At 64.6% G+C, this 22,814-nt stretch carries 25 protein-coding genes and 1 riboswitch; of the genes, 15 read left to right on the top strand and 10 right to left on the bottom strand.

The window, feature by feature from the left end; all coding sequences use genetic code 11:
* Positions 1 to 8 precede the first annotated feature (8 nt).
* Positions 9 to 917, top strand: a complete 909-nt coding sequence (locus ACFUOZ_RS19955; RefSeq protein ID WP_377551422.1) for a DUF4031 domain-containing protein — start codon at positions 9 to 11, stop codon at positions 915 to 917.
* A 5-nt stretch (positions 918 to 922) separates the two neighbouring features.
* Positions 923 to 2,575, top strand: a complete 1,653-nt coding sequence (locus ACFUOZ_RS19950) for an exo-alpha-sialidase (protein ID WP_377551419.1) — start codon at positions 923 to 925, stop codon at positions 2,573 to 2,575.
* Here the strand turns inward: ACFUOZ_RS19950 and ACFUOZ_RS19945 are convergent.
* The 3 genes from ACFUOZ_RS19945 to ACFUOZ_RS19935 all read right to left on the bottom strand — a co-directional run bounded on the left by ACFUOZ_RS19945 (position 2,572) and on the right by ACFUOZ_RS19935 (position 4,299).
* Positions 2,572 to 2,973 carry a YccF domain-containing protein gene (locus ACFUOZ_RS19945; protein WP_377551418.1) on the bottom strand — a complete coding sequence of 134 codons (402 nt, stop codon included), beginning with the start codon at positions 2,971 to 2,973 and terminating at the stop codon, positions 2,572 to 2,574. The genes ACFUOZ_RS19950 and ACFUOZ_RS19945 overlap by 4 nt on opposite strands.
* An 89-nt stretch (positions 2,974 to 3,062) precedes the next feature.
* Positions 3,063 to 3,512, bottom strand: coding sequence for an SRPBCC domain-containing protein (locus tag ACFUOZ_RS19940; RefSeq protein ID WP_377551416.1), 450 nt, complete (start codon positions 3,510 to 3,512; stop codon positions 3,063 to 3,065).
* A gap of 190 nt (positions 3,513 to 3,702) precedes the next feature.
* The gene (locus ACFUOZ_RS19935) at positions 3,703 to 4,299 is read right to left on the bottom strand and encodes a phosphoribosylanthranilate isomerase (RefSeq protein ID WP_377551414.1); all 597 of its coding nucleotides are present in this window, start codon (positions 4,297 to 4,299) and stop codon (positions 3,703 to 3,705) included.
* Between the two features lie 96 nt (positions 4,300 to 4,395).
* On the opposite strand from ACFUOZ_RS19935, the gene ACFUOZ_RS19930 reads away from it, so the two are divergent.
* From ACFUOZ_RS19930 to ACFUOZ_RS19910, 5 genes are all read left to right on the top strand, one after another.
* On the top strand, positions 4,396 to 5,013 hold the full coding sequence (locus ACFUOZ_RS19930) for a HutD family protein (protein ID WP_377551411.1): 618 nt from the start codon (positions 4,396 to 4,398) through the stop codon (positions 5,011 to 5,013).
* Positions 5,014 to 5,062: 49 nt separating this feature from the next.
* A riboswitch (guanidine-III (ykkC-III) riboswitch) is annotated at positions 5,063 to 5,128 on the top strand.
* A gap of 9 nt (positions 5,129 to 5,137) precedes the next feature.
* The gene (locus tag ACFUOZ_RS19925; protein ID WP_377551408.1) at positions 5,138 to 5,452 is read left to right on the top strand and encodes a DMT family transporter; all 315 of its coding nucleotides are present in this window, start codon (positions 5,138 to 5,140) and stop codon (positions 5,450 to 5,452) included.
* Between the two features lie 2 nt (positions 5,453 to 5,454).
* Entirely contained in the window at positions 5,455 to 5,835 is a 381-nt protein-coding gene (locus ACFUOZ_RS19920; RefSeq protein WP_377551405.1) for a DMT family transporter, read from the top strand.
* Positions 5,836 to 5,907: 72 nt separating this feature from the next.
* Positions 5,908 to 6,912, top strand: a complete 1,005-nt coding sequence (locus ACFUOZ_RS19915; protein WP_377551402.1) for an aldo/keto reductase — start codon at positions 5,908 to 5,910, stop codon at positions 6,910 to 6,912.
* Between the two features lie 4 nt (positions 6,913 to 6,916).
* Positions 6,917 to 7,567 carry an MBL fold metallo-hydrolase gene (locus tag ACFUOZ_RS19910; protein WP_377551400.1) on the top strand — a complete coding sequence of 217 codons (651 nt, stop codon included), beginning with the start codon at positions 6,917 to 6,919 and terminating at the stop codon, positions 7,565 to 7,567.
* A gap of 148 nt (positions 7,568 to 7,715) precedes the next feature.
* On the opposite strand, the gene ACFUOZ_RS19905 is transcribed toward ACFUOZ_RS19910, so the two are convergent.
* Both ACFUOZ_RS19905 and ACFUOZ_RS19900 read right to left on the bottom strand, forming a co-directional pair.
* Positions 7,716 to 9,437 carry a DEAD/DEAH box helicase gene (locus ACFUOZ_RS19905; protein ID WP_377551397.1) on the bottom strand — a complete coding sequence of 574 codons (1,722 nt, stop codon included), beginning with the start codon at positions 9,435 to 9,437 and terminating at the stop codon, positions 7,716 to 7,718.
* A 346-nt stretch (positions 9,438 to 9,783) separates the two neighbouring features.
* The gene (locus tag ACFUOZ_RS19900) at positions 9,784 to 11,196 is read right to left on the bottom strand and encodes an MFS transporter (RefSeq protein ID WP_377551395.1); all 1,413 of its coding nucleotides are present in this window, start codon (positions 11,194 to 11,196) and stop codon (positions 9,784 to 9,786) included.
* A 66-nt stretch (positions 11,197 to 11,262) separates the two neighbouring features.
* On the opposite strand from ACFUOZ_RS19900, the gene soxR reads away from it, so the two are divergent.
* Complete coding sequence (gene soxR, locus ACFUOZ_RS19895) at positions 11,263 to 11,718, top strand: redox-sensitive transcriptional activator SoxR (protein WP_377551392.1); 456 nt, start codon at positions 11,263 to 11,265, stop codon at positions 11,716 to 11,718.
* A 78-nt stretch (positions 11,719 to 11,796) separates the two neighbouring features.
* Positions 11,797 to 12,525 (top strand): SAM-dependent methyltransferase, encoded by a 729-nt coding sequence (locus tag ACFUOZ_RS19890; protein WP_377551390.1) that lies wholly within the window; start codon positions 11,797 to 11,799, stop codon positions 12,523 to 12,525.
* Here the strand turns inward: ACFUOZ_RS19890 and ACFUOZ_RS19885 are convergent.
* Positions 12,522 to 13,559: an Lrp/AsnC family transcriptional regulator gene (locus ACFUOZ_RS19885; RefSeq protein WP_377551388.1), complete on the bottom strand. Its 1,038-nt coding sequence runs from the start codon at positions 13,557 to 13,559 to the stop codon at positions 12,522 to 12,524. The genes ACFUOZ_RS19890 and ACFUOZ_RS19885 overlap by 4 nt on opposite strands.
* Positions 13,560 to 13,699: 140 nt before the next feature.
* Between ACFUOZ_RS19885 and ACFUOZ_RS19880 the strand changes: the two genes are divergently transcribed.
* Entirely contained in the window at positions 13,700 to 14,917 is a 1,218-nt protein-coding gene (locus ACFUOZ_RS19880; protein WP_377551386.1) for a M20 family metallopeptidase, read from the top strand.
* 15 nt (positions 14,918 to 14,932) lie between these two features.
* Positions 14,933 to 16,225 carry an MFS transporter gene (locus ACFUOZ_RS19875; protein WP_377551384.1) on the top strand — a complete coding sequence of 431 codons (1,293 nt, stop codon included), beginning with the start codon at positions 14,933 to 14,935 and terminating at the stop codon, positions 16,223 to 16,225.
* 75 nt (positions 16,226 to 16,300) lie between these two features.
* Here the strand turns inward: ACFUOZ_RS19875 and ACFUOZ_RS19870 are convergent, their stop codons facing one another.
* The gene (locus ACFUOZ_RS19870) at positions 16,301 to 17,578 is read right to left on the bottom strand and encodes a CynX/NimT family MFS transporter (protein WP_377551381.1); all 1,278 of its coding nucleotides are present in this window, start codon (positions 17,576 to 17,578) and stop codon (positions 16,301 to 16,303) included.
* A gap of 76 nt (positions 17,579 to 17,654) precedes the next feature.
* The gene (locus ACFUOZ_RS19865; RefSeq protein ID WP_377551379.1) at positions 17,655 to 18,872 is read right to left on the bottom strand and encodes an FG-GAP repeat domain-containing protein; all 1,218 of its coding nucleotides are present in this window, start codon (positions 18,870 to 18,872) and stop codon (positions 17,655 to 17,657) included.
* A 126-nt stretch (positions 18,873 to 18,998) separates the two neighbouring features.
* On the opposite strand from ACFUOZ_RS19865, the gene trmB reads away from it, so the two are divergent.
* Genes trmB through ACFUOZ_RS19850 form a run of 3 tightly spaced genes read left to right on the top strand, consistent with a single transcriptional unit; the run spans position 18,999 to position 20,803 of the window.
* Positions 18,999 to 19,904 (top strand): tRNA (guanosine(46)-N7)-methyltransferase TrmB, encoded by a 906-nt coding sequence (trmB, locus tag ACFUOZ_RS19860; RefSeq protein WP_377551376.1) that lies wholly within the window; start codon positions 18,999 to 19,001, stop codon positions 19,902 to 19,904.
* Between the two features lie 21 nt (positions 19,905 to 19,925).
* Positions 19,926 to 20,318 carry a hypothetical protein gene (locus tag ACFUOZ_RS19855; RefSeq protein WP_377551373.1) on the top strand — a complete coding sequence of 131 codons (393 nt, stop codon included), beginning with the start codon at positions 19,926 to 19,928 and terminating at the stop codon, positions 20,316 to 20,318.
* Entirely contained in the window at positions 20,318 to 20,803 is a 486-nt protein-coding gene (locus ACFUOZ_RS19850) for an SRPBCC family protein (protein WP_377551371.1), read from the top strand. Before ACFUOZ_RS19855 ends, ACFUOZ_RS19850 begins: the two co-directional genes overlap by 1 nt.
* A gap of 20 nt (positions 20,804 to 20,823) precedes the next feature.
* Here the strand turns inward: ACFUOZ_RS19850 and ACFUOZ_RS19845 are convergent, their stop codons facing one another.
* Both ACFUOZ_RS19845 and ACFUOZ_RS19840 read right to left on the bottom strand, forming a co-directional pair.
* Complete coding sequence (locus ACFUOZ_RS19845) at positions 20,824 to 21,495, bottom strand: anti-sigma factor family protein (RefSeq protein ID WP_377551368.1); 672 nt, start codon at positions 21,493 to 21,495, stop codon at positions 20,824 to 20,826.
* Complete coding sequence (locus tag ACFUOZ_RS19840; RefSeq protein ID WP_377551365.1) at positions 21,492 to 21,989, bottom strand: sigma-70 family RNA polymerase sigma factor; 498 nt, start codon at positions 21,987 to 21,989, stop codon at positions 21,492 to 21,494. Before ACFUOZ_RS19840 ends, ACFUOZ_RS19845 begins: the two co-directional genes overlap by 4 nt.
* A 134-nt stretch (positions 21,990 to 22,123) precedes the next feature.
* On the opposite strand from ACFUOZ_RS19840, the gene ACFUOZ_RS19835 reads away from it, so the two are divergent.
* Positions 22,124 to 22,636, top strand: a complete 513-nt coding sequence (locus tag ACFUOZ_RS19835) for a hypothetical protein (protein ID WP_377551362.1) — start codon at positions 22,124 to 22,126, stop codon at positions 22,634 to 22,636.
* Positions 22,637 to 22,814 lie beyond the last annotated feature (178 nt).

Here is a 22,814-nt window from a genome sequence, read left to right as displayed (position 1 = left end):
CTTTGGCCATGGCTATCTACGTCGATCCGCCCCTGTGGCCCGCCCACGGAACGGTGTTTTCACACTTGGTATCGGACACGTCGCTGGAGGAGCTGCACACCTTCGCAGCCGCTGCGGGCGTGCCCGGGCGGGCCTTCGACGGCGACCACTACGACGTCCCGGAACGCCGCTACAACGATCTGGTCCAGGCAGGGGCCATCCCCGTGGAAGCCCGCATCCTGGTCCGCAAACTTATCGGCAGTGGGCTGCGGATCCCCGCCCGCGAGCGGAGCAAGGCACTGACCGTTCCCCTGCTGGAGCGCTGGAACACCACCTACCCGGGGCACGAGGAACTAGGCCTTGAACTGCTCGAACGGTGGGGCGAAGACGGCCGCAAATATCACAGCCGGACCCACCTCCTGGCCGTCCTGGAAGCCCTGGACACCCTGACTGAACCGGCCCTTCCCGCCCGCACAGTATCACTCGCGGCTTGGTTCCATGATGCCGTCTACGAAGGGGTGGCGGGGCAGGATGAGGAAGAGTCGGCACTCCTCGCCGAAAACCGCCTGACCTTGGCCGGACTGGCTCCCGCTGATGTGGCGGAGGTCGCCCGGCTCGTCCGACTTACTTCCAGCCACCAGCCTGAACCCGGTGACCACGCCGGGGCCTTGCTCTGCGATGCTGACCTCTCCGTCCTGGGTGGGGACGAACAGTCGTATGCACGGTATCTGGCCGCCGTCCGCGAAGACTACGCCCACGTCAGCGACGCCGACTTCGCCAAGGGGCGGGCCGCCGTCGTACGCCACCTTCTGGATCTGGACCCCCTGTTCCACAGCGAACGGGCCAAAGGCCTGTGGCTCGACGCCGCACGCCGGAACCTCGCCGCCGAATTGGCAGCTGCCGTGGCGGAATTGGAGTCTTCCAGCGAGCTAGACTAGGAGGTGTGACCTCCTACCTCTTCGCTGATGATGCGCACCCTCTGGCCGCTCCCTCCACTGAGCACGTCCTGGCTGTGCGGGGAGCCGGCGGCTACAGGCAGTACCGCATTCCCGCCCTGGCGGTCAGCAAGCGGGGTACGGTGTTGGCTGCCTACGACGGCCGACCCAATCTGGACGACCTCCCCAATACCATCGACCTCCTGCTCCGTCGAAGCTATGACAACGGGGTCACGTGGGAGCCGCAGCAGCTGGTCCGCACAGGCTCCGGGCTGCAGGGGTTCGGCGATCCAAGCCTCCTGGTAGACACCCAAACAGGGCGCATTTTCATGTTCCACGCCGCCGGTACCCACGCGGGATTCTTCGAGGCCGTCGCCGGTTTGATGCCGGATGACGACGTGCAGCATGCGGACGTCAGCTTTTCCGACGACGACGGCGACACCTGGCACCACCGTCGGCTCACCGCCCAGCTCAAGAAGCCCGGAATGACGGGTCTGTTCGCGGCCGCAGGGCAAGGAATCCAGATCCACACCGGCCCTTTTGCTGGGCGGCTTGTGCAACAGTATGTGATGCTGGTGGACGGATCCATCATGGCCGCCTCTGCGCTCAGCGACGATCACGGCGAGACGTGGGAGTTGGGTAAGCTGATCGGTCCCGGCCACGGAGGGGTGGGGCCTAACGAGAACAAGGTTGTGTGCCTGGACGATGGCCGGTTGCTCCTGCATTCGAGGGCCACGCCGTGCCGGATGTCCGCAGTGTCCGGGGACGGCGGACAGACGTGGAGCTCACTGCAGCCTGTTCCGAGCCTGCCGGACCCCAGCGACAACGGGTCCTTGGCGCGCTTCGACGGACTGCCGTCCACTGCTGCCGCCGCGCCGGAAACCTCTTCCTGGTTGCTGGCGAGCAACAACCACGACCCTCATCTGCGTCGGAACACCGTCCTGAGCCTCTCCAGGGACAACGGTGCAACCTGGCCGGCCAAACTCGTGGTGTGCCCCGGCAGCTCCGCCTACTCAACGGTGACGCGGCTCCCCGACGGGAACATCGGCGTGCTCTACGAACGGCAGGGCTACCGGGAGATCGTGTTCGCTTCAATCCCCGCCGAGCAGCTGACGGAGCAACTCTCCGCGCAGCCTATAGATGCTCCTGGGCTCACGGGCTTGGTCTTTGACATGGAGCTGCGCTCAGTGACCCCAGGCAGGCCCCCTGAGTGGGGTCACGTCGGCGACTTCCACGTGATCCCGTCGAACAGCGACGGTCAATGGGATGTCCAAACTTGGAAGGAAATCGGGCAGGGCTACACCGGAGACCAAATTCTCGGCACCCGGGCAGCCCAAGACCTCAACTACGGACCCATCGTCCCGGGCTACAAGGCCGGGGATATCCTTGCCTTCACCGGACGGGCCCGAAACTGCACCGGGATGGCGATGACCGGCGTCGAACTTCATGGCCCGCATGACAACTCCGGCGATTTCCCGACGGCGGAGCTGCAGCCAAGCGGGTACGCGCTCTACGTCACGCCGACGTACACCATCCGCGAATCCGATCTTGGCCGGGGCACGTTGGAACTTTGCTTCGTAGTGGAGGCCGACGGCGGGTCGGCGCGTCAGGAGCGGACGTTCCGGTTCGATCTGCGGACGGGGTCGGTTGTCGTTTCCTAGCGGTAGGAACTGACGAACGGCTGGTTGGTGGGCACAATCTGCTTGCCGAGGGGCATCAGGGAGACCGGGATCAGCTTCAGGTTGGCGATGGCCAGTGGGATGCCGACAATGGTGATGGCCATGGCAAACGCCGTGACCACATGGCCGATGGCAATCCAGATTCCAGCCACCAGCAACCAAATGACGTTGCCCAGGAGCGCAAATACTCCGGAGCCACCCGGCTTCTCCACCACCATCTGCCCGAAAGGCCACAGGCAGTAAGCACCAATCCGGAACGACGCGATACCCCACGGGATGGTCACGATGAGCACGCAGCAGATAATTCCTGCCGCGAAATAGCCCAAGGCCAACCAGAACCCACCGAAGACAAGCCAGATGACGTTAAGGATCGTTTTCATAGTCTTCATTCTCCCTTGTGGGTCTGACAGAAGACCTAGGGGTCTGCCCTGAATCTTCCCTGACTTACTCGCGTAGCCCGGCCAAAGGCTTAGGCCAGGAGTGCGTCCAATTTGTCGAAGGAGGTACCCCAGCCATCGCGGGTCATCTCAACCCAGTCCTCTGAAGCAAAGGGACCCTGGGTCAGATGCATGCGCGTGCGGCCGTTGAGGTCCTCGAACTCGAGGCGCATCTCTTCGAACTCATGATCAGCGTCGGGAGCGGCCTTCGCCGTGGAGACCAGAAGGGCCGGGGCATCCAACTCCTTGATGACGGCCTCGATCGGGGCTTCCTGGCGCCCATTCTCGTCGGTCCACCCCATCACTACCTGCCACACTCCGCCAACCCGGGGCTCAATGACGATCTTGTCGCGGGGAGCGTCCACGTCCACCGGCCCGAACCACTGGGTGAGCACATCCGGGTTCATCCAGGCGTCGAAAACCTTCTCACGGGGAGCGTCGAATTCGCGGGTCATGGTCAGGGTGTAGTGTTCCGGGCTCATGGCGTGACTCCTGGTTTCCGTAGGTTCGGATGAAGCGTCCTGTTGGAAGCGAGTCTAGACGGTGGCAGTGACAGCCAGGCGCTCTCTCACCAAATCGCAGGTTTCCGCCATCCCTCTCTCACGAAATCCCTTTGGCCGGGTGGGATGTGCGCGAGGGTCAGGCTTGAAACCCGGGGGATGTGAGAGAGGGTCAGGCTTTGGCGGCTTGGACGAAGGCGCGGATCTTCTCGAGGTCCTTCACGCCCCGGGACACCTCAACGCCGGACGAGACATCCACGCCCCACGCACCTGCGGCGGCAGCGGCGAAGGAGACATTCCCCGGTTCCAGGCCACCGGCGAGCAACCATTCACGGCCGTCGAGACCCTTTTCGCGAACGGACGCATAGTCCCAGGACTCCCCCGACCCAGGCACCGCGGCGTCGATCAGGAACACGTCCTCGCCCAGATCAGCGAACTCTTCCGGGGAGGCACCCATGGTGACGGCCCTGATGAGCCGCATACCGGCGTCGTGCACTGTTTTGACGTCGTCGGCAGTGCGATGACCGTGCAGCTGAACCCAATCCAGCCCGGCCGCCCGAGCAGTAGCTACGGCATCGGCAGCGGACTCGTGGCGGAAGACCCCTACAGCTTTCACTGAAGCAGGCACCAACGGATGCAGGATGCGGACCTGGTCCGGGCTGACTTCGCGGGGGCTGGCGGTGAGGACGAAACCGACCGCGTCCGCACCGGCGTCGACGGCTTCGCGCACGGATTCGGGCGTGCTCAAGCCGCACACTTTGACGAACATCCAGCGCCTCCAGCCAATCCCGCAACGTTTTCCACATATGACGTTAGCAAGCCACATTGCCATCGGAGAAGCTGCGTCCACCACTAGGCTGGTCGAATGGAGATTATCCGTTTTGCCGATGTCCGTCCCGAGCCGTGGCGCAATGGGGGCGGGGTGACGCGTGAGCTCGCGAGCCACCCGAAGGCCGCTTCAGCGCAGGATGGCGCCTGGGATTGGCGGGTGAGCATCGCGGACGTCTCCACAGCGGGCGATTTTTCCGTTTTCCCAGGCATGGAGCGGGTCATCACCATCATCGACGGCGAGCTGCTGCTCCTGACTGTCGACGGCTCCGAGCACCCGTTGGAGAAGTACCGCCCGTTCCGATTCTCGGGCGAAGCCGCTTCCTCGGCCACCCTGCCAACCGGCGACATCCGCGACCTGAACGTCATCGCACGCGAGGGCGCCTTCAAGGGCTACACGTCGATTGTGGAGATCTCGAAGAAGCGCCCGCACCCCGTCTTTGAGGGACAGCTGGCGGTGCTGTTGGAGGGCAAAGCTACCGTTGCGCCCGGCGCACCTGTTGAGGAAGAGTCCGACGGCGGCGAAGCGGCCACCGGCGCGGGCGAACCCGTGGAGTTGTCCCGTTACGACACCGTGGTTGGCTCCGATACCCGTAGTCCCGAGATCTCCGGCAGGGGCTTCGTTGCAGTGATCTCGATCGACCACGTCGGGTGACCTTGGCCACCAGGAGTGGCCGCCCCGCACGGGAGTTGCTAGCCTGAAATGAAGGTTCCGCTCTGGAACCTCCGGACGACGGTTCAGTACCCGGCACGCGACAAGACTGGCCAAAGGAAATGTCATGTCGTGGTTAATTCTCATTCTCTCCGGTGCCCTTGAGGCCGTCTGGGCCGCAGCCCTGCACCGATCCAAAGGCTTCCGCAAGCCCGTCCCCACAGTTGTCTTCCTTGTGGCAGTCGTCGCGAGCATGGGCGGCCTGGCCATCGCCATGCAGTCCATCCCCACCGGCACGGCCTACGCAGTCTGGGTTGGCGTCGGCGTCGTGCTGACAGCGGCCTACGCGATGATCACCAAAGTTGAACCCACGACGACGGCCCGGCTGCTCCTGCTTGCCGGCATCGGCGCATGCGTGGTCGGCCTGAAGGTGGTGGCGTAGCCATGACTGCACAGGCTAAGAAAACACAGAACAACGGAATCTTCTGGGGCATCCTCCTGGCTTCAGCGCTGCTCGAAGCCGTGTGGGCCACCGCTTTGGGTCTCTCCGACGGCTTCACGCAGCCCCTCCCGACCGTCGTCTTCGCCGTCACCGCAGTGCTGAGCATGCTCGGATTGGGTATTGCCGTGAAACGCATCCCTCTTGGCACGGCGTACGCAGTGTGGGTGGGTATCGGTGCGGCACTAACCGTTGGCTGGGCAATGATCACCGGCGTGGAATCGGCGAGCCCGCTGAAGCTGCTGTTCATCGCGGGCATCGTGGGCTGTGCTGCCGGTTTGAAGGCGTTGCCCTCCGGCACCTCCGGGAAGACCCAAGCGGACTAAAGCAGGGAATACCTCCAGCCACCCCAGGGTTCACGCCTTCAAGAGCACCCAAAACGCGCATTGGAGACGTTCATGACTGCAGTTCAGCTCGGAGATGGCCTCACTGTCAGCCCCCTCGGCTTCGGAGGCATGGCCCTGACCCCCGTTTATGGCGGGATCGACCCCGAAGAAGGCCTGCAAACGCTCAGGCACGCGGTGGATGCGGGCATCACCTTCATCGACACAGCGGATGTGTATGGCGCAGGCAGCAACGAGGAACTCGTTGGCCGGCTCCTCAAGGAACGCCGTGACGAGATCCAACTCGCCACCAAGTTCGGGATCGAGGGCAACCCCGCGGACGGCTACTCGGGCGTCCGCGGGGATGCCGCCTACGTCAGGCAAGCGGCGGAAGCGAGCCTCCGCCGGCTGGACACTGATGTCATTGACCTCTACTACATGCACCGCCGTGACCTCCGCGTTCCGATTGTGGAAACCGTGGAGGCCATGGCGGAGCTGGTCCGTGAGGGCAAGGTCCGGCACCTCGGCTTGTCGGAAGTGACGGCCGAGGAGCTCAGGCAGGCCAACGCCGTCCATCCCATTGCCGCGGTCCAGAGTGAATGGTCCATCTGGAGCAGGGATGTCGAGCTCAATGTTGTGCCTGCGGCCAAGGAACTTGGCGTTGGGTTCGTGCCGTATTCGCCGCTGGGCCGCGGGTTCCTCACAGGAACCGTCAGCGCGGGTGACCTTGGCGAGAATGACTTCCGGCACAAGATTCCGCGCTTTGACGGCGAGGCACTTGACGCGAACCAGGCTGTGGTGGCCGCAGTCCGCGAGGTAGCCAGCGGGCTGGATGCAACTCCGGCACAGGTAGCCCTGGCTTGGCTGTTCGCCCAAGGTCAGCGCCTTGGGATTTCCGTGGCCCCCATCCCCGGCACGCGCAAGGCGCAGCGGATCGATGAGAACCTTGGCGCGCTGTCCGTGCAACTGGGAACAGCGCAGCTTGAGGTGCTCGACCAAGCCGCAGCCGCCGTCGTGGGTTCACGATCCGCCGACCCCAACTGGGTCTCGCAAGGCCGTGAAGCCAACCACGTAGGCTGACATCATGGATTCGCTTATTCACTCACTGCGCGACGTCACTATCCGCAGCATCTCCGTCAGCGAAATGAACAACAACGTCTACTTGGTGACCTCCAAGTCCACAGGTGCACAGGTGTTGATCGACGCTGCCGACGACCTCCCGGCCATTCAGCAACTGCTGGCGGACTCCGCCGCTGACACGGCCCAACCCGCCAAGCTGGCCAGGATCGCAACCACCCACCAGCACTGGGACCACGTCCGAGCCTTGGCGGAGCTGGTGGAAGCGACCGGTGCCACCACCTCAGCAGGAGCGGACGACGCCGATGCGCTGCCGGTTCCGGTGGACATCCGGCTTGGTCACGGCGACGTTGAGCGTTTCGACGGCTTTGAGCTCACGGCAGTCCACCTGCGCGGACACACCCCGGGCTCGATCGCGTTCGTGTACCAGGATCCGGAGGGGCCCGCCCACATTTTCAGTGGCGACTCGCTGTTTCCCGGCGGCGTCGGCAACACACAGAACGATCCTGCACGTTTCACGTCACTGTTGAACGACGTAACGGAACGGCTGTTCGACGCCTACCCGGATGACACTGTGGTGCACCCCGGCCATGGGCTGCCCACTACCCTCGGAGCCGAGCGGCCACATCTGGAAGAGTGGCGCGCCCGGGGCTGGTAGAGGCGTGAGTTGCGGGGCCTGCTCTGCGCGCCAACCCTACCGAATAGGACGCAGAGTGGGCCTCACAACGCGGGCTCCAAAAATGCGGGGCCTGCTCTGCGCGCCAAACCTACCGAATGGGACGCAGAGCGGGCCTCACAACGCGGGTTTAGCGGCCGCGGCGCTCGTTCGATGCCGGAGCCGAGGCACGGCGCGGACCGCTGCGGGCCGGACGACCCGAGCCGGAACCACCGCGGCCGGAGTTACCGGAGCCCGAACCATAGGATCCGCCGGAAGTTCCACCCGTGTTCGAGGACCAAACGGCCTTGTTCCCGCTGCTGCGCGTGGTAGTGGCCGATGCCGAACGCGGAGCCGACGCCGAGCGCTGCCCCGTAGCCGGGCGGCCACTGCGGCCGCTCTGCCCCTGCGAACCTGGAACGTCGTTGCGGTGCGTGGCACCCGACTTGCCGCGACCACGTGAGTTGCGGGCGACGTCGTCGTTCATTGCTGCGCGGCGCTCGGCGCGGTTGACGTCGGTGCGGACCGGCTCGGCCGAAACCTTGCCACGTCCACCGCGACCGCCGCGGCCACCAGCGGTGGGAGCAGCCTGGCCGGAACGGCGGGCGCGCTTGCGCTGGGCGTTGGCGCCGGTTGAGGTGCCGCCACCCTGCTGCGGAGCCTTCGCCGCGAGCAACGCCGCGCGGGTGCGGGGATCGACCTTGTCGGCGATCTCGCCCACGAGTTCGGTCACCAGCGGGGAGTTGGCCGTGACGCGCTCGAACGAAACGTCCACGCCGGCAGCCTTCATGAGCTTCTTGACGTCCTGCTGCTGCTCGGGGAGCGTCAGCGTGACCACGGTTCCGTCAGAGCCCGCGCGGGCCGTACGGCCGGAACGGTGCAGGTAGGCCTTGTGCTCTGTGGGCGGGTCCACGTGGATGACGAGTTCGACGTCGTCAACGTGCACACCGCGGGCGGCGACGTCGGTGGCCACCAGGACGCGGACGTCACCGTTGGAGAACTCGGCCAGGTTGCGGTCGCGGGCGTTCTGCGACAGGTTTCCGTGCAGGTCGACGGCGGGGATGCCGGCGTCCGTGAGGGTCTTGGCAAGCTTGCGGGCGTGGTGCTTGGTCCGCATGAAGAGGACGCGGCGACCGGCGCCGGAGGCCAGTTCAACGATGAGCTGCTTCTTGACCGTCTGGTCGTTGACCACCAGGACGTGGTGTTCCATGGTGGTGACAGCGGCCTGGGGATCGTCCACGGAGTGCGTCAGCGGGTTGGACAGGTAACGGCTGACCAACTTGTCAACACCGTTGTCCAACGTCGCGGAGAAGAGCAGGCGCTGACCCTGCTTGGGGGTCATGTCCATGAGCTTCTTGACCACCGGGAGGAAGCCGAGGTCTGCCATGTGGTCGGCCTCGTCCAGGACGGTGACCTCGACAGCTTCGAGGGTCAGGATGCGCTGGCGGATCAGGTCCTCGAGGCGGCCCGGGCAGGCGATGACGATGTCGACGCCGGCACGCAACGCCTTCTCCTGGCGTGCCTGGGAGATGCCGCCGTAGATCACCGTGGTGTTCAGGCCCATGGCCTTGGCCAGCGGCTCAACCGTTGCGTTGATCTGGGTCGCAAGCTCGCGGGTCGGTGCCAGGACAAGGCCCATGGGACGGCCGGGCTTGCGGAAGTAGCCGGCTTCGCGCTCGGCCAGGCGGGCCACCAGCGGGATGGCGAAAGCGATGGTCTTGCCGGAGCCGGTGCGGCCACGGCCCAGGACGTCGCGGCCGGCAAGGGTATCCGGCAGGGTCTTGACCTGGATGGGGAATGCTTCTTCGATGCCGTCTGCGGCGAGGGAATCAGCAATTGCCTTGGGCGTGCCAAGGGCAGCAAAAGTAGTCATTACTTCATGTCTTTCAGGCGGTGTCCAGTAGTGGACATCGGCCCCCGACGCCGGTTGGGCCAGGGGTTCGCCGAGGAAAAGTCAGGTGGTCTACCGATTCGCTGCAACAGCGGTGGCCGGGACCAAATGGAACGCGTTCATCGACGCAGGATGTGCCTCTCACATGAAAAATGCCCTGCCGCGCAGCCTGTCAGGCCACATGCTTCAGGGCGTCACCGCACATCAAGTGTTCTTATTCTAGCAGTGTTCGGGGAGGAGCCTTGCATCGGGGCTGGTCACGCCCCCGTAGTGGGCCCAACTGGGTAACAGCACATGTCGCAATGAGCGCTCATTGCGACATGTGCTGTTACCTAGTTGGGTGCGTGAGGGAGGGTTCGTGGCGCGTTTCGGAGTCGATCCGGGGCGCGGATGTGGCGGAGCGGGCGGCGACCCTCGGCGCAATGACGACCCCGACGACGGCGATCACCGCCGTCAGCGCGAAGACCCCCGCAAACGGGTTCGTCGTCGTGAAGGCAGCGAAAACCAATCCCGTGGCGGCCAGTGACAGCGCTCCACCGAGGGAGTCGGAGATCGACATGGCCGCGCTGTTGAAGCCCTGGTTTTCCTCGCTGGACAGCGCCAACGTCATGACGGACTGCCGCGGGTACATGAGACCCATGCCGCCGCCGGCCAGGATCCAGCCGCCGATGGCCACAGCGGCCGGCAGCGCAAAGGTAGCGGTTACAAGCGTCAGGACAATGGCCACCAGCACCAGTGCGGCACCGATTTTGATCGCGCGGTCATCGGCCAGTCGGGTGCCCAACCGTCCCTGGATCGCCGATGCCCCAGCCCACGCCAGTGCCGCCCCGGTCAGGGTCAGCCCGGCAAATGTTGGTGTGAAGGCGTAACGCTCGGTCAGCAGGTACGGCAGGTAAACCTCGGCCCCGAAGAACGCCGCAGAGGCTAAACCGCGGGTCAGGATGACGCTCGGCAAACCCCGCCGGGCGGTCAGGGTTCCGCGCGGGACCAACGGCCGGAGAGCCAACAACGCCAAGACAAGCGCGACGGCGGCAATCACCCCGCCAACGCCTGGAACCTCGGCGGACAGGTTCAGGCCGAGCACGGCAAGGGCTGCGAGGGCCGCCCATCCCATGCGCCCGAATGCCCAGGGAACTGTTTCGGCAGCGGGTTCGGAATCCATCCCCCGCACGGCTGGCACCACCATAAGCAATGCGGGAACAACCAGGCCCACGACGCCCAGGAACACCCAGTGCCAACTGCTCAGCTGCGCTACAACCCCTGCGGCGAAGGGACCCACCAGAGACGGAACCACCCAGGACGCGGCGAAGGCGGCGAAGATTTTGGGGTGCAGCGCCGGAGGGTAGACGCGGGCCACCAAAACGTAGAGCGCCACGGTCATCGCGCCGCCACCCAGGCCCTGCACCAGCCGCCCGAGCACCAGGACCTCCATGCTTCCCGCCATTCCCGCGATGAGCAGGCCCAGCACGAACAACGCCACGGAGGAGTAAAGGGGCGCTGCGGGACCTCGCCGGTCGGACCAGTTGCCCGCCGCCACCATCCCCATCACGCCGGTAGCCAGCGGTCCGGCGAAAGCCAGCGCGTAGAGGCTGGCTCCATCCAGGTCGCGACTCACGAGCGGCATGATGGTTGTCACCGCGAGGGATTCGAACGCGCTCAGGAAGACCAGCGCGCAGGCCCCAACGGTGGCAAGGAGGTAGGGGCGGCCCAGTATTCCGGCCGTTGAGGTGTCAGAGGTCATGGACGCCAGCCTAAAACCTCAACTAATGTTGAGGTCAATCCAGCCCTCCCTACCGGAAGCAGTTCCATGCCCGCAGCCCCTGCACACCGTCCCCTGACCATCGGTGAGCTGTCCGAGCGCAGCGGAGTGTCGCCGTCGGCCCTTCACTTCTACGAACGCAACGGGCTCATCGAGGCCGAGCGGACGGCCGGAAACCAGCGCCGATACCGCCGGGACACCCTGAGGCGCGTGGCGTTCATCAAGACCTCGCAGCGGGTGGGCCTGCCGCTGAAGGACATCCGGGACGCCCTGGATTCGTTGCCCGAAGGCCGTACGCCCACCAAACACGACTGGAGCAAGTTGTCGCTGCGCTGGCGGGAGGAGCTCGACCAACGGATCGCGGCGTTGCAGCACCTTCGTAACGACCTCGACGGCTGCATTGGCTGCGGCTGCCTGAGCTTGAAGTCGTGCACGCTGCAGAACCCGTCGGACGAGCTCGGGGCCTCCGGGGCGGGAGCGCAACGTTGGTCGCTGCCGGCCTAGCCTGACCCTGACCTGCAATCCTTGCCGAAACAGCAACAGGCATTGCCTTGCGCTGGAGCCTCTTGGCACGCTTGGGTCATGACTGAACACACGCACGACGCCGGCACTCACCAGCACGCCGACCAGCACCAAGGTGCCCGCCATGAAGGTGCCCAGCAGGGCGGGCTGAACCTGCACAAGGACGCGGACAACGCAGTGGACATGTGGGATGGCATGTACCGGGAGCGGGCCAAGATCTGGAGCGGGAATCCGAACCCGCAGTTGGTGGCCGAAGCCCAGGACCTGAAACCCGGCAAAGCCCTTGATCTCGGCTGCGGGGAAGGCGGCGACGCCATCTGGCTCGCGAAGCAGGGCTGGACGGTGACCGCCTTGGACGTGTCCGCCGTCGCGCTTGAACGGGCAGCCGCCCATGCGGAGGAAGCCGGCGTCGCCCAACGGATCACCTGGCAGCAACAGGACCTCACCGAATGGGAACCGCAGCCTGACTTCGACCTGGTTTCGGCACAGTTCCTGCACTCGCCCCTGTTGCCGTGGCGCAATTCGGTCGCGTCGGCGGCCGCGGCCGTCGCACCCGGCGGTACGTTGCTGGTGGTGGGTCATCACCCGCATGGCCTCCCCTCCTGGAGCCAGCACCACCACGAGCCCGGGATGTTCTTCACTCCAGAGCAGCTGGCGGGTGCTTTACGGCTGGACCGCGCGCCGTGGTTCGTGAACGTCCTGACGGACAGGAAACGGACAGTATCGGGCCCGAACGGCGAATCCGGCACCACCCTGGACACTGTCCTGAGGGCGACGAAGCAAGCCTAGATACCGGCAGGCAGCAACTCACCGTAGGGCGGGACCACCGTTCCTGTCGTGGTGGAATCCGGGTTCAGCATCCACCCAACCCGCTTGGCCGTATTGAGCATCACCACGCTTTCCACCAGCTCGATGCCTGGAATGCGCTGCTGGATGGTGAGCTCCATTTCCATGACGTCGGCCAGCGACCGCAGCCACATGATCATGGTGAAGTTTGTCCGGCCCGTGGTGGACGCGGAGAAGCGGACGTTGCGGATGGCCCGGAGTTCGGTGGCAGCGGCTTCGTGGTGCCCAGGCGGGACGTTGGCGAACCATTGGACGGTGATGGGGAACCCGGAGAACTGCTGGGCTATTTCGCAGCGGAAGGACAACATCCGGCTGGCCAGTACGCGCCCGAGTTGACGCTGGACCGTGGCGGGGTTGCGCCCCAGGGCCCGGGCGATCTCCGCTGCTGTGGCCCGGCCGTCGCGGGCGAGGAACGGAATGAGCGCCAGGTGTGTTTCGGGCAGCGGCGCCACCACGGTATCCGCAGCTGAAGGATTGACGGCTTCAGGGCCGGCGAGCGCCTTCAGCGCCTGTTGTTCGGCCTTACTCAGTACGTTCAGCCGCCACGCGTAGCCGCTGGTGTGGATCCTCGTGCACAAGGCCGTGTGGTACTTCGTGAGCCCCCGCACTTCCTTGAGCCGCGGCAACACCTGCGTGCTGAACTGTTCCAGGTCCTGGGTGATTACCGTGAGGGTCAGGTCCCGGTTGCTGGCCGCCTCCTCCACGGTGATGACCTCGGGAAGCTGCGCCACAGCGGCCGTGACGTCCGGCCGCAAGTGCATTTCGCAATCGATGTCCACCATGGCAAGGCACATGTCCTTGGGATCGCCCATGAGGTGCGCCGTCGTCCAGGCAGCGCCGGCGGCCCGGAGGCGGTCCCAGCGCGAGGCAAGAGTGGTGGCGTGGACGCCCAGGACGCTGCCGGCGTCGGACCAGCTGATCCGGGGCGATATCTGCAAGGCGTTGACCAAGCGCAAATCTTCTTCGCTGAGCTCCATGAGTTGATTATCCCAAAGTGACGCATGAATCCTGCCTAATAGGGCACCTCAATGCATATTTACAGTTGTTTTCAGACGTGTGAAGCAGGTCACCCCACAATGGCATGAGTAAAGCATCGCCGGATAGATCCAGGAGAATCATGACCATGGTCGCTGACGCCAAGGAACTGCGGGAGGACATCGTCCGCCTCCGCCGCGACCTCCACCGCGAACCGGAGATCGGCCTGCAACTCCCCCGCACCCAGGAGAAGGTGCTCAAGGCGCTGGATGGACTCCCGTACGAAATCACCTTGGGCAAGGAGACGACGTCGGTCACCGCGGTTCTGCGCGGCGGTGCGGCACACGCCTCGGCTGAGAAGCCCGTGGTGTTGTTGCGTGCGGACATGGACGGATTGCCCGTGCAGGAAACAACAGGCGTCGACTACACCTCCCGTGTGGATGGTGCCATGCACGCCTGCGGGCACGACCTCCACACCTCGATGCTCGCCGGCGCCGCCACCCTCCTCGCCGAGCGGCAGCACCAGTTGGCCGGCGACGTGATCCTCATGTTCCAGCCCGGCGAAGAAGGATTCGACGGTGCCAGCTACATGATCAAGGAAGGTGTCCTGGATGCCGCCGGCCGCCGCGCCGATACCGCCTATGGCATGCACGTCTTCTCTTCCCTGGAACCGCACGGCCAGTTCGTCACCAAGCCCGGCGTCATGCTCAGTTCCTCGGATGGACTGGTCGTAACTGTCCTGGGCGCCGGGGGCCACGGCTCAGCCCCGCACTCCGCCAAGGACCCTGTCACAGCTGCCGCCGAGATGGTCACCGCACTCCAGGTCATGGTCACCCGGCAGTTCAACATGTTCGATCCCGTAGTCCTCACCGTGGGCGTCCTCCATGCCGGCACCAAGCGCAACGTGATTCCCGAGACCGCCCGGATCGAAGCAACCATCCGGACCTTCTCAGAAGAGTCACGCCGGAAGATGATGGAGACAGTACCCCGGCTGCTTCACGGCATCGCCGCAGCCCATGGCCTGGAGGCCGATGTGCATTACCAGGAGGAATATCCCCTCACCATCAACAACGACGACGAGACCACCACAGCGGAGAACGTCATCGCCGGATTGTTCGGCGAATCCCGCTACACTCGGATGGCCACTCCCCTGAGCGGTTCGGAAGATTTCTCCCGCGTCCTGGCCGAAGTCCCCGGCACCTTCGTCGGGCTCAGTGCCGTCGCCCCCGGAGCCGACCACGCGACGTCGCCCTTCAACCACTCGCCGTACGCAACGTTCGACGACGGCGTCCTCACCGACGGCGCGGCGCTCTATGCCGAACTCGCCGTATCCCGCATCGACACACTTGCCGGCAACTAACTTTTGGAGAACCCCATGACCACCACCGTTGGAACGTCCCCCGACGCCAAGGTCCACAAGTCGCACGTCCGCACACTGGTCGGCACCGGCATTGGCAACGCCGTTGAATGGTACGACTGGGCCATCTACGCCACGTTCTCGCCGTTCATCGCCAGCGCGCTTTTCAGCCAGGCCGATCCCACGTCAGCCGTGCTGTCCACCTTGGCGATCTTCGCCGTCGGATTCGTAGCGCGACCGTTCGGCGGGTTTGTCTTCGGATGGATCGGTGACAGGATCGGCCGCAAGACCTCGATGACCATCGCCGTTGCCCTGGGCGCTGTGGGCAGCCTGTTGATCGGTATCGCTCCCACTTTCGCGGCCGTCGGCGCCTTCGCCTCCGTCATGCTCCTGGTGGCCCGGCTTATCCAGGGCTTGGCGCACGGTGGTGAGTTGCCGTCGTCGCAAACCTATCTGTCCGAGATGGCACCCAAGGAACACCGCGGCTTCTGGGCTACCCTCATCTACACCTCCGGCGCCGCCGGCATCCTGGCCGGCACGCTGCTGGGCGCCATCCTTACCAATGTCCTGAGCAAGGACGACATGAGCGCGTGGGGCTGGCGCATTCCGTTCCTGATCGGTGGCGCGTTGGGCATCTACGCCCTGATCATGCGCTCCAAGATGAAGGAAACAGAGGCGTTCGAAGCTGAGGCGCCCAAGGAAAAGCGCGCCCCGATGTGGCCGCAGATCGTGAAGTACCGCAAGCAGGCACTGCAGGTTATCGGGCTGACTGTGGGCCTCACGGTGGTCTACTACATTTGGGGTGTCGTGGCCCCGAGCTACGCGGCCACCGCCTTGAAGATGGACCGTGGCGCAGCCCTCTGGGCAGGTGTCATTGCGAACGTGGTGTTCATCGCGGCCTTGCCGTTCTGGGGCCGCCTGTCCGACCGCATCGGCCGCAAGCCCGTGCTGATCATGTCATCGGCCGGAGCCGCCCTGTTCCACTTCCCGATGACGTGGCTGCTGAAGGATTCCCCGTGGCAGCTCACGGTGTCCATGTCCGTGATGTTGTTCTTCATCGCCGGCAGCGCGGCGATCGTTCCGGCCGTGTACGCGGAGCTCTTCCCGACGCACATCCGTACCGTCGGCGTCGGCGTTCCGTACTCCATCTGCGTGGCTGCCTTCGGTGGTACGGCGCCCTACCTGCAGACGTGGCTGGGCACCATTGGCCAGGGGTACCTGTTCAACGTGTACGCAGTGGTCCTGCTGGTGATCAGCATCGCCTTCGTGTTCACGATTCCCGAGACCAAGGGCAAGGACCTGACCGTCTAACCCCCCTCCCCCAACTGAGTAACAGCAGATGTCGTATTGAGCGCTCAATACGACATCTGCTGTTACTTACTTGGGTTAAACGAAGCGGTCCTTGCCGGCCCGGTAGCCGAAGAACGCCGCCAGCGAACCAACAACCAGGAACAGGATCCCCGCCGCAGCGAACCCTCCTGTGGCTTGGTGCAGCTGACCCACCATCAGCGTCCCTGTTGAGCCCAGCCCATAACCAACACCCTGCATCATTCCGGAAAGGTGCGCAGCAGTATGGGCGTCCCGGGTCCGGACCATGATCATCGTCAGGGCCACCGCCGTCAGCGAGCCCTGCCCCAGCCCGTTCAGCCCGGTCCACACCCAGATGAGTTCCGTCGGTCCGAAGATAGTCAGCGCGAAGCCGCCTCCCGTCATCAGGGCCACCACCATGTTGATGATCCGCTGATCCTTGAAACGGGTAGCCAGCGCAGGGGCAAAGAGTGAACCGAGCATCTGCAGCACGATCGAGACGGACACGATGAGCCCGGCCGTTGCCCCGTCGATTCCCCGCTCGCGCAGGATGGGTGCCATCCAGGCGAACACGCTGAAGGACATCATCGACTGCAGCACCATGAACAGGGTCACCTGCCAAGCCACCGCCGAGCGCCACACGTTCACGCCTCCGTGGATGGCTTGGTGCTTTACGGACGGCTGGCGGATTGCCAACGGCAGGAACAGCAAAAGCACGACGGCGGCCGGCACCACCCAGAACCACAGCGCCGAAGTCCAGTGGCCGGTTGCCGTAAAGACCGGGTACGTGAATCCAGCGCCGAGAGCGGCCGACGCGCAGATCGCCGTCGTATAGAGGCCGCCCATCAGGCCCAGACGGTGCGGGAAATCCCTCTTCACGACCCCGGGGAGAAGGACGTTGCACAACGCAATCGCTGCACCGCAGGCCGCTGTTCCTGCCAGAAGCGCGGGGAGGTGGCCGGCTCCGGGGACATCCAGGGGCCTGAGCAGGAGGCCAACCGTCAGGAGGGCCATTGCTCCAAGGAGCACCCGTTCCGCCCCGAACCTGCGGGCCAGAATGGGAGCAAGGGGCGCGAACACACCCAGCAAGGTGACCGGCACGGTGGTGAGGACCACCAGCGACCAGCCCGGGAGGCCGGCGTCGGACGATATTTCGGGAAGGACCGCCGAGAAGCTCGAGAAGACCGTGCGCAGGTTCAAGCCGATGAGGACAAGGCAGATGCCGAGGTAGACCAGGCCCCTCTTGCCCCGGAGTTGCGTGGGGTCGGCAGGGGGTTCTTCATCGATCTCCGCGTCCACGGCGATCCCGGGCAGGACGGATTTCTCTGTGGCGGTGGGCTTCTGGGAGGAGGTCACACGTCCTATTCTGTCAGCCGCCCGCCAAACGAAGACTCCGGGACATGCCCCTCCCAGAGTGTGCGGGCCTTCGGTGCTAAATGAGGGTGTTGAAGTAACCCCAGCCCGTCCCAATGTGCATGTTTCCGAACAGGCCTTCCCCGTACTCCGAATTCATGTAGAGCCGCATATCGCCCGTCTCGTCGATCGCCACAATGTCATTGATCGGTTTGAGGGCCGAGAATCGGCCTCCGTAGAGCCGTTCGTAGACTCCGGCGCCGCTGATTTCGGCCATCAGTTCCCACCCATGGCCCGCGACGGAGGGCGACTTCCAGCCCCCGTTCCCGTCCGCAGGGTACTGGTACAAAATGCCGTTGTCGTCGCGGGCGTAGATGTCCACGGCGCCGTCGCCGTCGGTATCGCCAGGGGTGACGATCTTGTTCATCACGTCCCAACCGGTCCCCACGCGTGAAGGTGCAAGCCATCCACCCTCACCATCTCCCGGGTAGAGGTACAGGTCTCCGGCTGAATCCCGGGCGAGGACATCGTTGTTTCCGTCGCCGTCAAAGTCCCCGGGCCCTACAATTGCGTCAAAAATATTCCAGCCCCAGCCAATCGGCCTCGGCGGGAGCCAGCCGCCCGCCCCATCTCCCGGATAGATGTGCAGTGTTCCCGCACGGTCGCGGCCCAGGAGATCGTTGTTTCCGTCGCCGTCGAAATCGCCAGTGGAGAAGACGATGTCGAAGATGCCGAAGCCCCTGCCCACCACTCTCGGCTCTTCGTTCGTGTGGTTGTAGAACGTGCAGCCGGCACCTGAAGGACAGATACGGTATTCGGGCGTAAATACATGCGGATAGAGGACCAAGGTGCCATCGTTTGTGCGGCCCAGAAGCTCAAAGTTTCCGCGCCCGGTCCAACCCATGGAACGGTTTGAGGCGGCGATGGGAGCCGTCTCTTCGCTCCGGAACACCTCCGCCGGGGAGCACACGCCGTGAGCGTTGAACGAAATGCGGTTTCCGCGGTCTTCGGGGAGGAGTTTCAGGGATTCGCCCTGGCGGCCGGCAGGCAGGGGATCGCCGTTGCTCAGCCACTCCATCACGAAGCCATGCGGGGCCCCGGCGGTCGGGGGACAGTCCTGCAGGCCGTAGTCGGCCTTGCCTATGGTCAGTTCGGAGCCCACGTAGGGCATTCCCAGGATTGGCGGAACCCAGTCCTGGTAATCCGCAGCAGCGGGAGCCGCGGCCACCGCCGTCGAGCCCAATAACAAGGCGCCCAACGCCGCAGACTTGAAGGCGAACGACCGAAAATTTCCCATGTTTCCCCCAAATGACACATCGGCGTGATTGCAGCCGAGCCTAACAGTTCCGGGACTATGTCTGGGCCCTTTGCCACACCCGTGCCTGCGGACCCGACGCCGCAACCAAAGTATTCTTGAATGGACATGAGTGAAACCCCAGATACCCCACGCCCCATAACTCCCGGCAGCCAGGCCTCCTTCGGTACATATGGTGGCCGTCCGGTCAGTTTCGTGCGCCGCGGTACCCGCCTCCAGGGACGCAGGCAAGCGGCGTGGGAAGAGCACGCCGAGCGCTGGGCTGTCCAGGTTCCCCGTCACGTGGCCAACACGTCCGTGCACCCGGATTACACCTTCGACTCCGAGGCCGTTTTTGGCCGCAAAGCGCCGTTGATCGTGGAAATCGGTTCGGGACTGGGTGACGCCGTAGTCCACGCCGCCGAGCAGAACCCGGACAAGGACTTCCTTGCCGTCGAGGTCTACACCCCCGGCCTGGCCAACACCATTATCAAGATCAACTCCCGCGGACTGACCAACGTGCGGGTGGTGGAAGCCAACGCCCCCGAGGTCCTCGAATCCATGCTTCCTGCGGGTTCGGTCAGCGAACTCTGGGTCTTCTTCCCCGACCCCTGGCACAAGGCCCGCCACCACAAGCGCCGCCTCATCCAGCCGGCCTTCGCCTCAGTTGCCGCCAAGGCCCTGCAAAAGGGCGGCTACTGGAGGATCGCCACTGACTGGTCCAACTACGCAGTCCACGTCCGGGAAGTCCTGGCAGGGTCCACGGAGTTCGAGAACATGCACGAAGGCGAGCGCAGCGGCGAGGAGAGCCCGTTGACGCAAGTCTGGCAATCCGGCGTCGAATCCGTTGTGGGCGGCGCGCCTGTACGTGAAGGCCGGGCCCCCGTAAGCACGGAGCACACCGGCCCGAACGAGGGTGTGGACCAGGCGGGTGGCTGGGCGCCGCGTTTCGAGGGCCGCATTCGAACCAGCTTCGAGAACAAGGCACACGAGGCCGGCCGGATGATCTTCGACCTGACGTACCGCAAGCTTTAGCCAACGGATTTTGGGGGAACCATGAGCTATCAGCCACCGATCGGCTACTACCAGCAGCCGCAGAGGCAACGTACCCCGGGGTTGGGGGCCGGCATCACCAGCATTGTCGCGGCAGTCCTGTCGCCGATCGCCGCGGTGGTCAGCGTTCCTCTGGGCTTCGCGGCCATCGCCTCGGCAATGACTCGATACAACCCGAACAACGATGCTTGGTGGTTCGGTGCATTGATCCTGGCAGGGATCGCTGTCTTGCTGTCCATTGTGGCCGTGATCAGTGGGCTGGTGGCAGTTTTCCGGGCCGGAGGAATGAACGCAGGCCGCATCACAGGGATCATCGGACTGGCCATCATGGCGATCAACGTCTTTGGTATTGCCTTCATGGTGTTCCTGGTGCTCGGCTCAGGGCAAGGATTCTGATGCCGCAGGTGCGCGCAGAGCGTTTCATTCGCCTCGACCCTGAAACAGCGTTCGCCCTATCCCAAACGACAGGCGCGTTCAGGCTCAAGTGGGACCCCTTCATTTCCGCCCAGTCCTTCATGGATGGTGCCCAAGCTGCGGGCAAGGGTGTGCGGACTCGGACGGTTTCACGCATGGGCCTGAAGATGGTCAGCGAATACGTCTCCTACACTCCCCCGCGCAACGTGGGCATGACCATGGTGGTCGGCCCGTGGTTCTTTGAGAACTTCGGCGGCGGCTGGCGGTTCACCCCCGACGACGGCGGCACCCGGGCAGTCTGGAAGTACACCTTTTCGTGCCGCCCGGCTTTCATCAGGCCCGTGGCCGAGAGAATCGGCAGCTGGCTGCTGGGACGGGAAATCGAACGACGGATCGAAGCGTTTGCGCGGGCCTGCGAGGATCCGGCGCTGGTGGCCGAGTTGAAAGCCCAGGTCAGGGAAACTTGAGGCGGTCACGGCACTGACCCTCACGGCACTGAAATTGAGGCCACTGTCTTATCTGCTTCGTCCCTGAGCTCCACGCCGGCTATCCCCGCCAATTGAACCGGGGTGGCGCCTGTGATCTTGATGCGCCCGCTCGGTGTGGCCGTCCACCCGCAGGTCCGTTCCTCTGCCCCGTCACGGCCCTTCACCCACAAGTAAAGCGTGCCCTCGAGGGGCATGCTGCGTCCCTCGACGTCCAACTCAGTGCCCCACGTCTTTTTGACCATGTCAACGGTCAGCTGCAGTCCCCCGTCCGATTGCACTGAATAGCTGGCGTCCGGCTTCGGGGGCTGACTGAGCAAAGGACCGCCCAGGAACCCAAGTGCCAAGCACGCAGCGGCGACGGCACCAACAACAGCTGCCCACCGCCGTCGTGATTTCCGTCTGCGGGCCGCAAGGTCAATCAGGACCTTTTCCGGAAGTGGCTCGGGTTCTGTTCCCAGTGGCGCCAGGGCCGCGGTGCCACCTGAGGTGAGCGCCACGGCGTCGGCAGCAGGGACGGCATCCAGCAGCGCGGGGAGGCTCTCCAGTTCTTCGAGTTCCCGGCGGCAGTCGGCGCACCGGGCGAGGTGGTCTTCGAAGGCACGGGCTTCCTCCGGCTCCAGGCCGCCCAGCAGATAGGCTCCCAGCAATTGGTGGACGGACTCGCCGTTCATCGTTCCACCCCCATTTCAGCGAGGATCGTTCGGAGGGCTTTCACAGCGTAGAAAGCCCGGGATTTCACAGTTCCCGCGGGAATATTCAGCTGGAGCGCAGCCTCCACCACGGTGAACCGTTGGTAGTGGAGGGCCACCAGAACCTCGCGGTGTTCGACGCTGAGCCGCAGCAGCGCTTCCTCCATGAGCACGCGGTTGAGGAGTTCGTCCACGCGTTCGGTGGCGGCATGGTCCGGGAGGTCCTGCTCGCCGGTTTCGTTCGGGCGTCGCTGCGATTTCCGGTAATTGTCGATGATCACGTTCCGCGCTGTCCTGAACAGGTAGCTGCGCAGGCTTCCCGTGATCTGCGGGGCGTGCTGCCACACCTTGAGGATGGTTTCCTGCACCACATCGTCGGCCAGGCTGGCGTCGGGCGTGCAACTGAGGACGAAGCGTTTGAGGGCCACGCCGTGGTCGCGGTAGATCGCTGCCACCACGTCCTCGTCCAACGGCATAGCCACCTCCTTCGCTGTGTCACTCCATACGACGCCACGTGCCCCGAAAAGGTTCACTGTGAACCATTCTCGCGCGATCGGCGTCGTACGGGTTAGCGCCGACCCGTCCGGCCGGCTCGTCAAAGGAGCTAGGGATGAAAAAGCAACTCAGCATGGGAATCGGGGCTCTGGTCCTGGCCGCCGCGTTGGCAGGCTGTGGTGGAAGCTCAGGAACATCCACATCATCGTCGGCGCCACCGGCAGCATCGTCCTCTGCAGCTTCCAGCCCGGCCGCGGCAGCCGACATGAAGACCGCGTCCTCCAGCGCAGGGCAGATCGTGGTGGACAGCAAGGGCATGAGCCTCTACTTCTTCACCAAGGACGTCAAGGACTCGGGAACCAGTGCATGCACCGGCGCCTGCCTGGAGGCGTGGCCAGTATTTACGACGACGGCGACCACACCCACCGTTGACGGGGTCACCGGCACAGTGGGAACCATCGCGACCCCTGACGGGAAGAAGCAGGTCACCCTCAACGGCATGCCCCTGTACTACTACGCCAAGGACAAGGCCGCCGGGGATGTCACAGGCCAAGGCGTTGGCGGCGTTTGGTACCTGGTGAGCCCGAGCGGAGAGATGGTCAAGGGGGCCGCGGCTTCGGGGTACTGAGGGCTGTTCCGTTTCCCGCCCCTCGCCGCCGCGCCCGCACCGCCCCCACGCCGAGTTCGCGGGAAGCCTGCCAATACCCCTGCAAATTCGGTATATATCAAGCTGTTTGTGACAGCTGGGTGGGTTTTTGGTGGTTGATTCCGGCCGTGGTTGGCATTCCTGGTGCGGTGGGTCTGCG

The organism is Paenarthrobacter sp. NPDC057355 (assembly GCF_042667405.1).
Taxonomy (GTDB): Bacteria; Actinomycetota; Actinomycetes; order Actinomycetales; family Micrococcaceae; genus Arthrobacter.
This window is presented reverse-complemented; position numbering and strand designations above follow the sequence as displayed.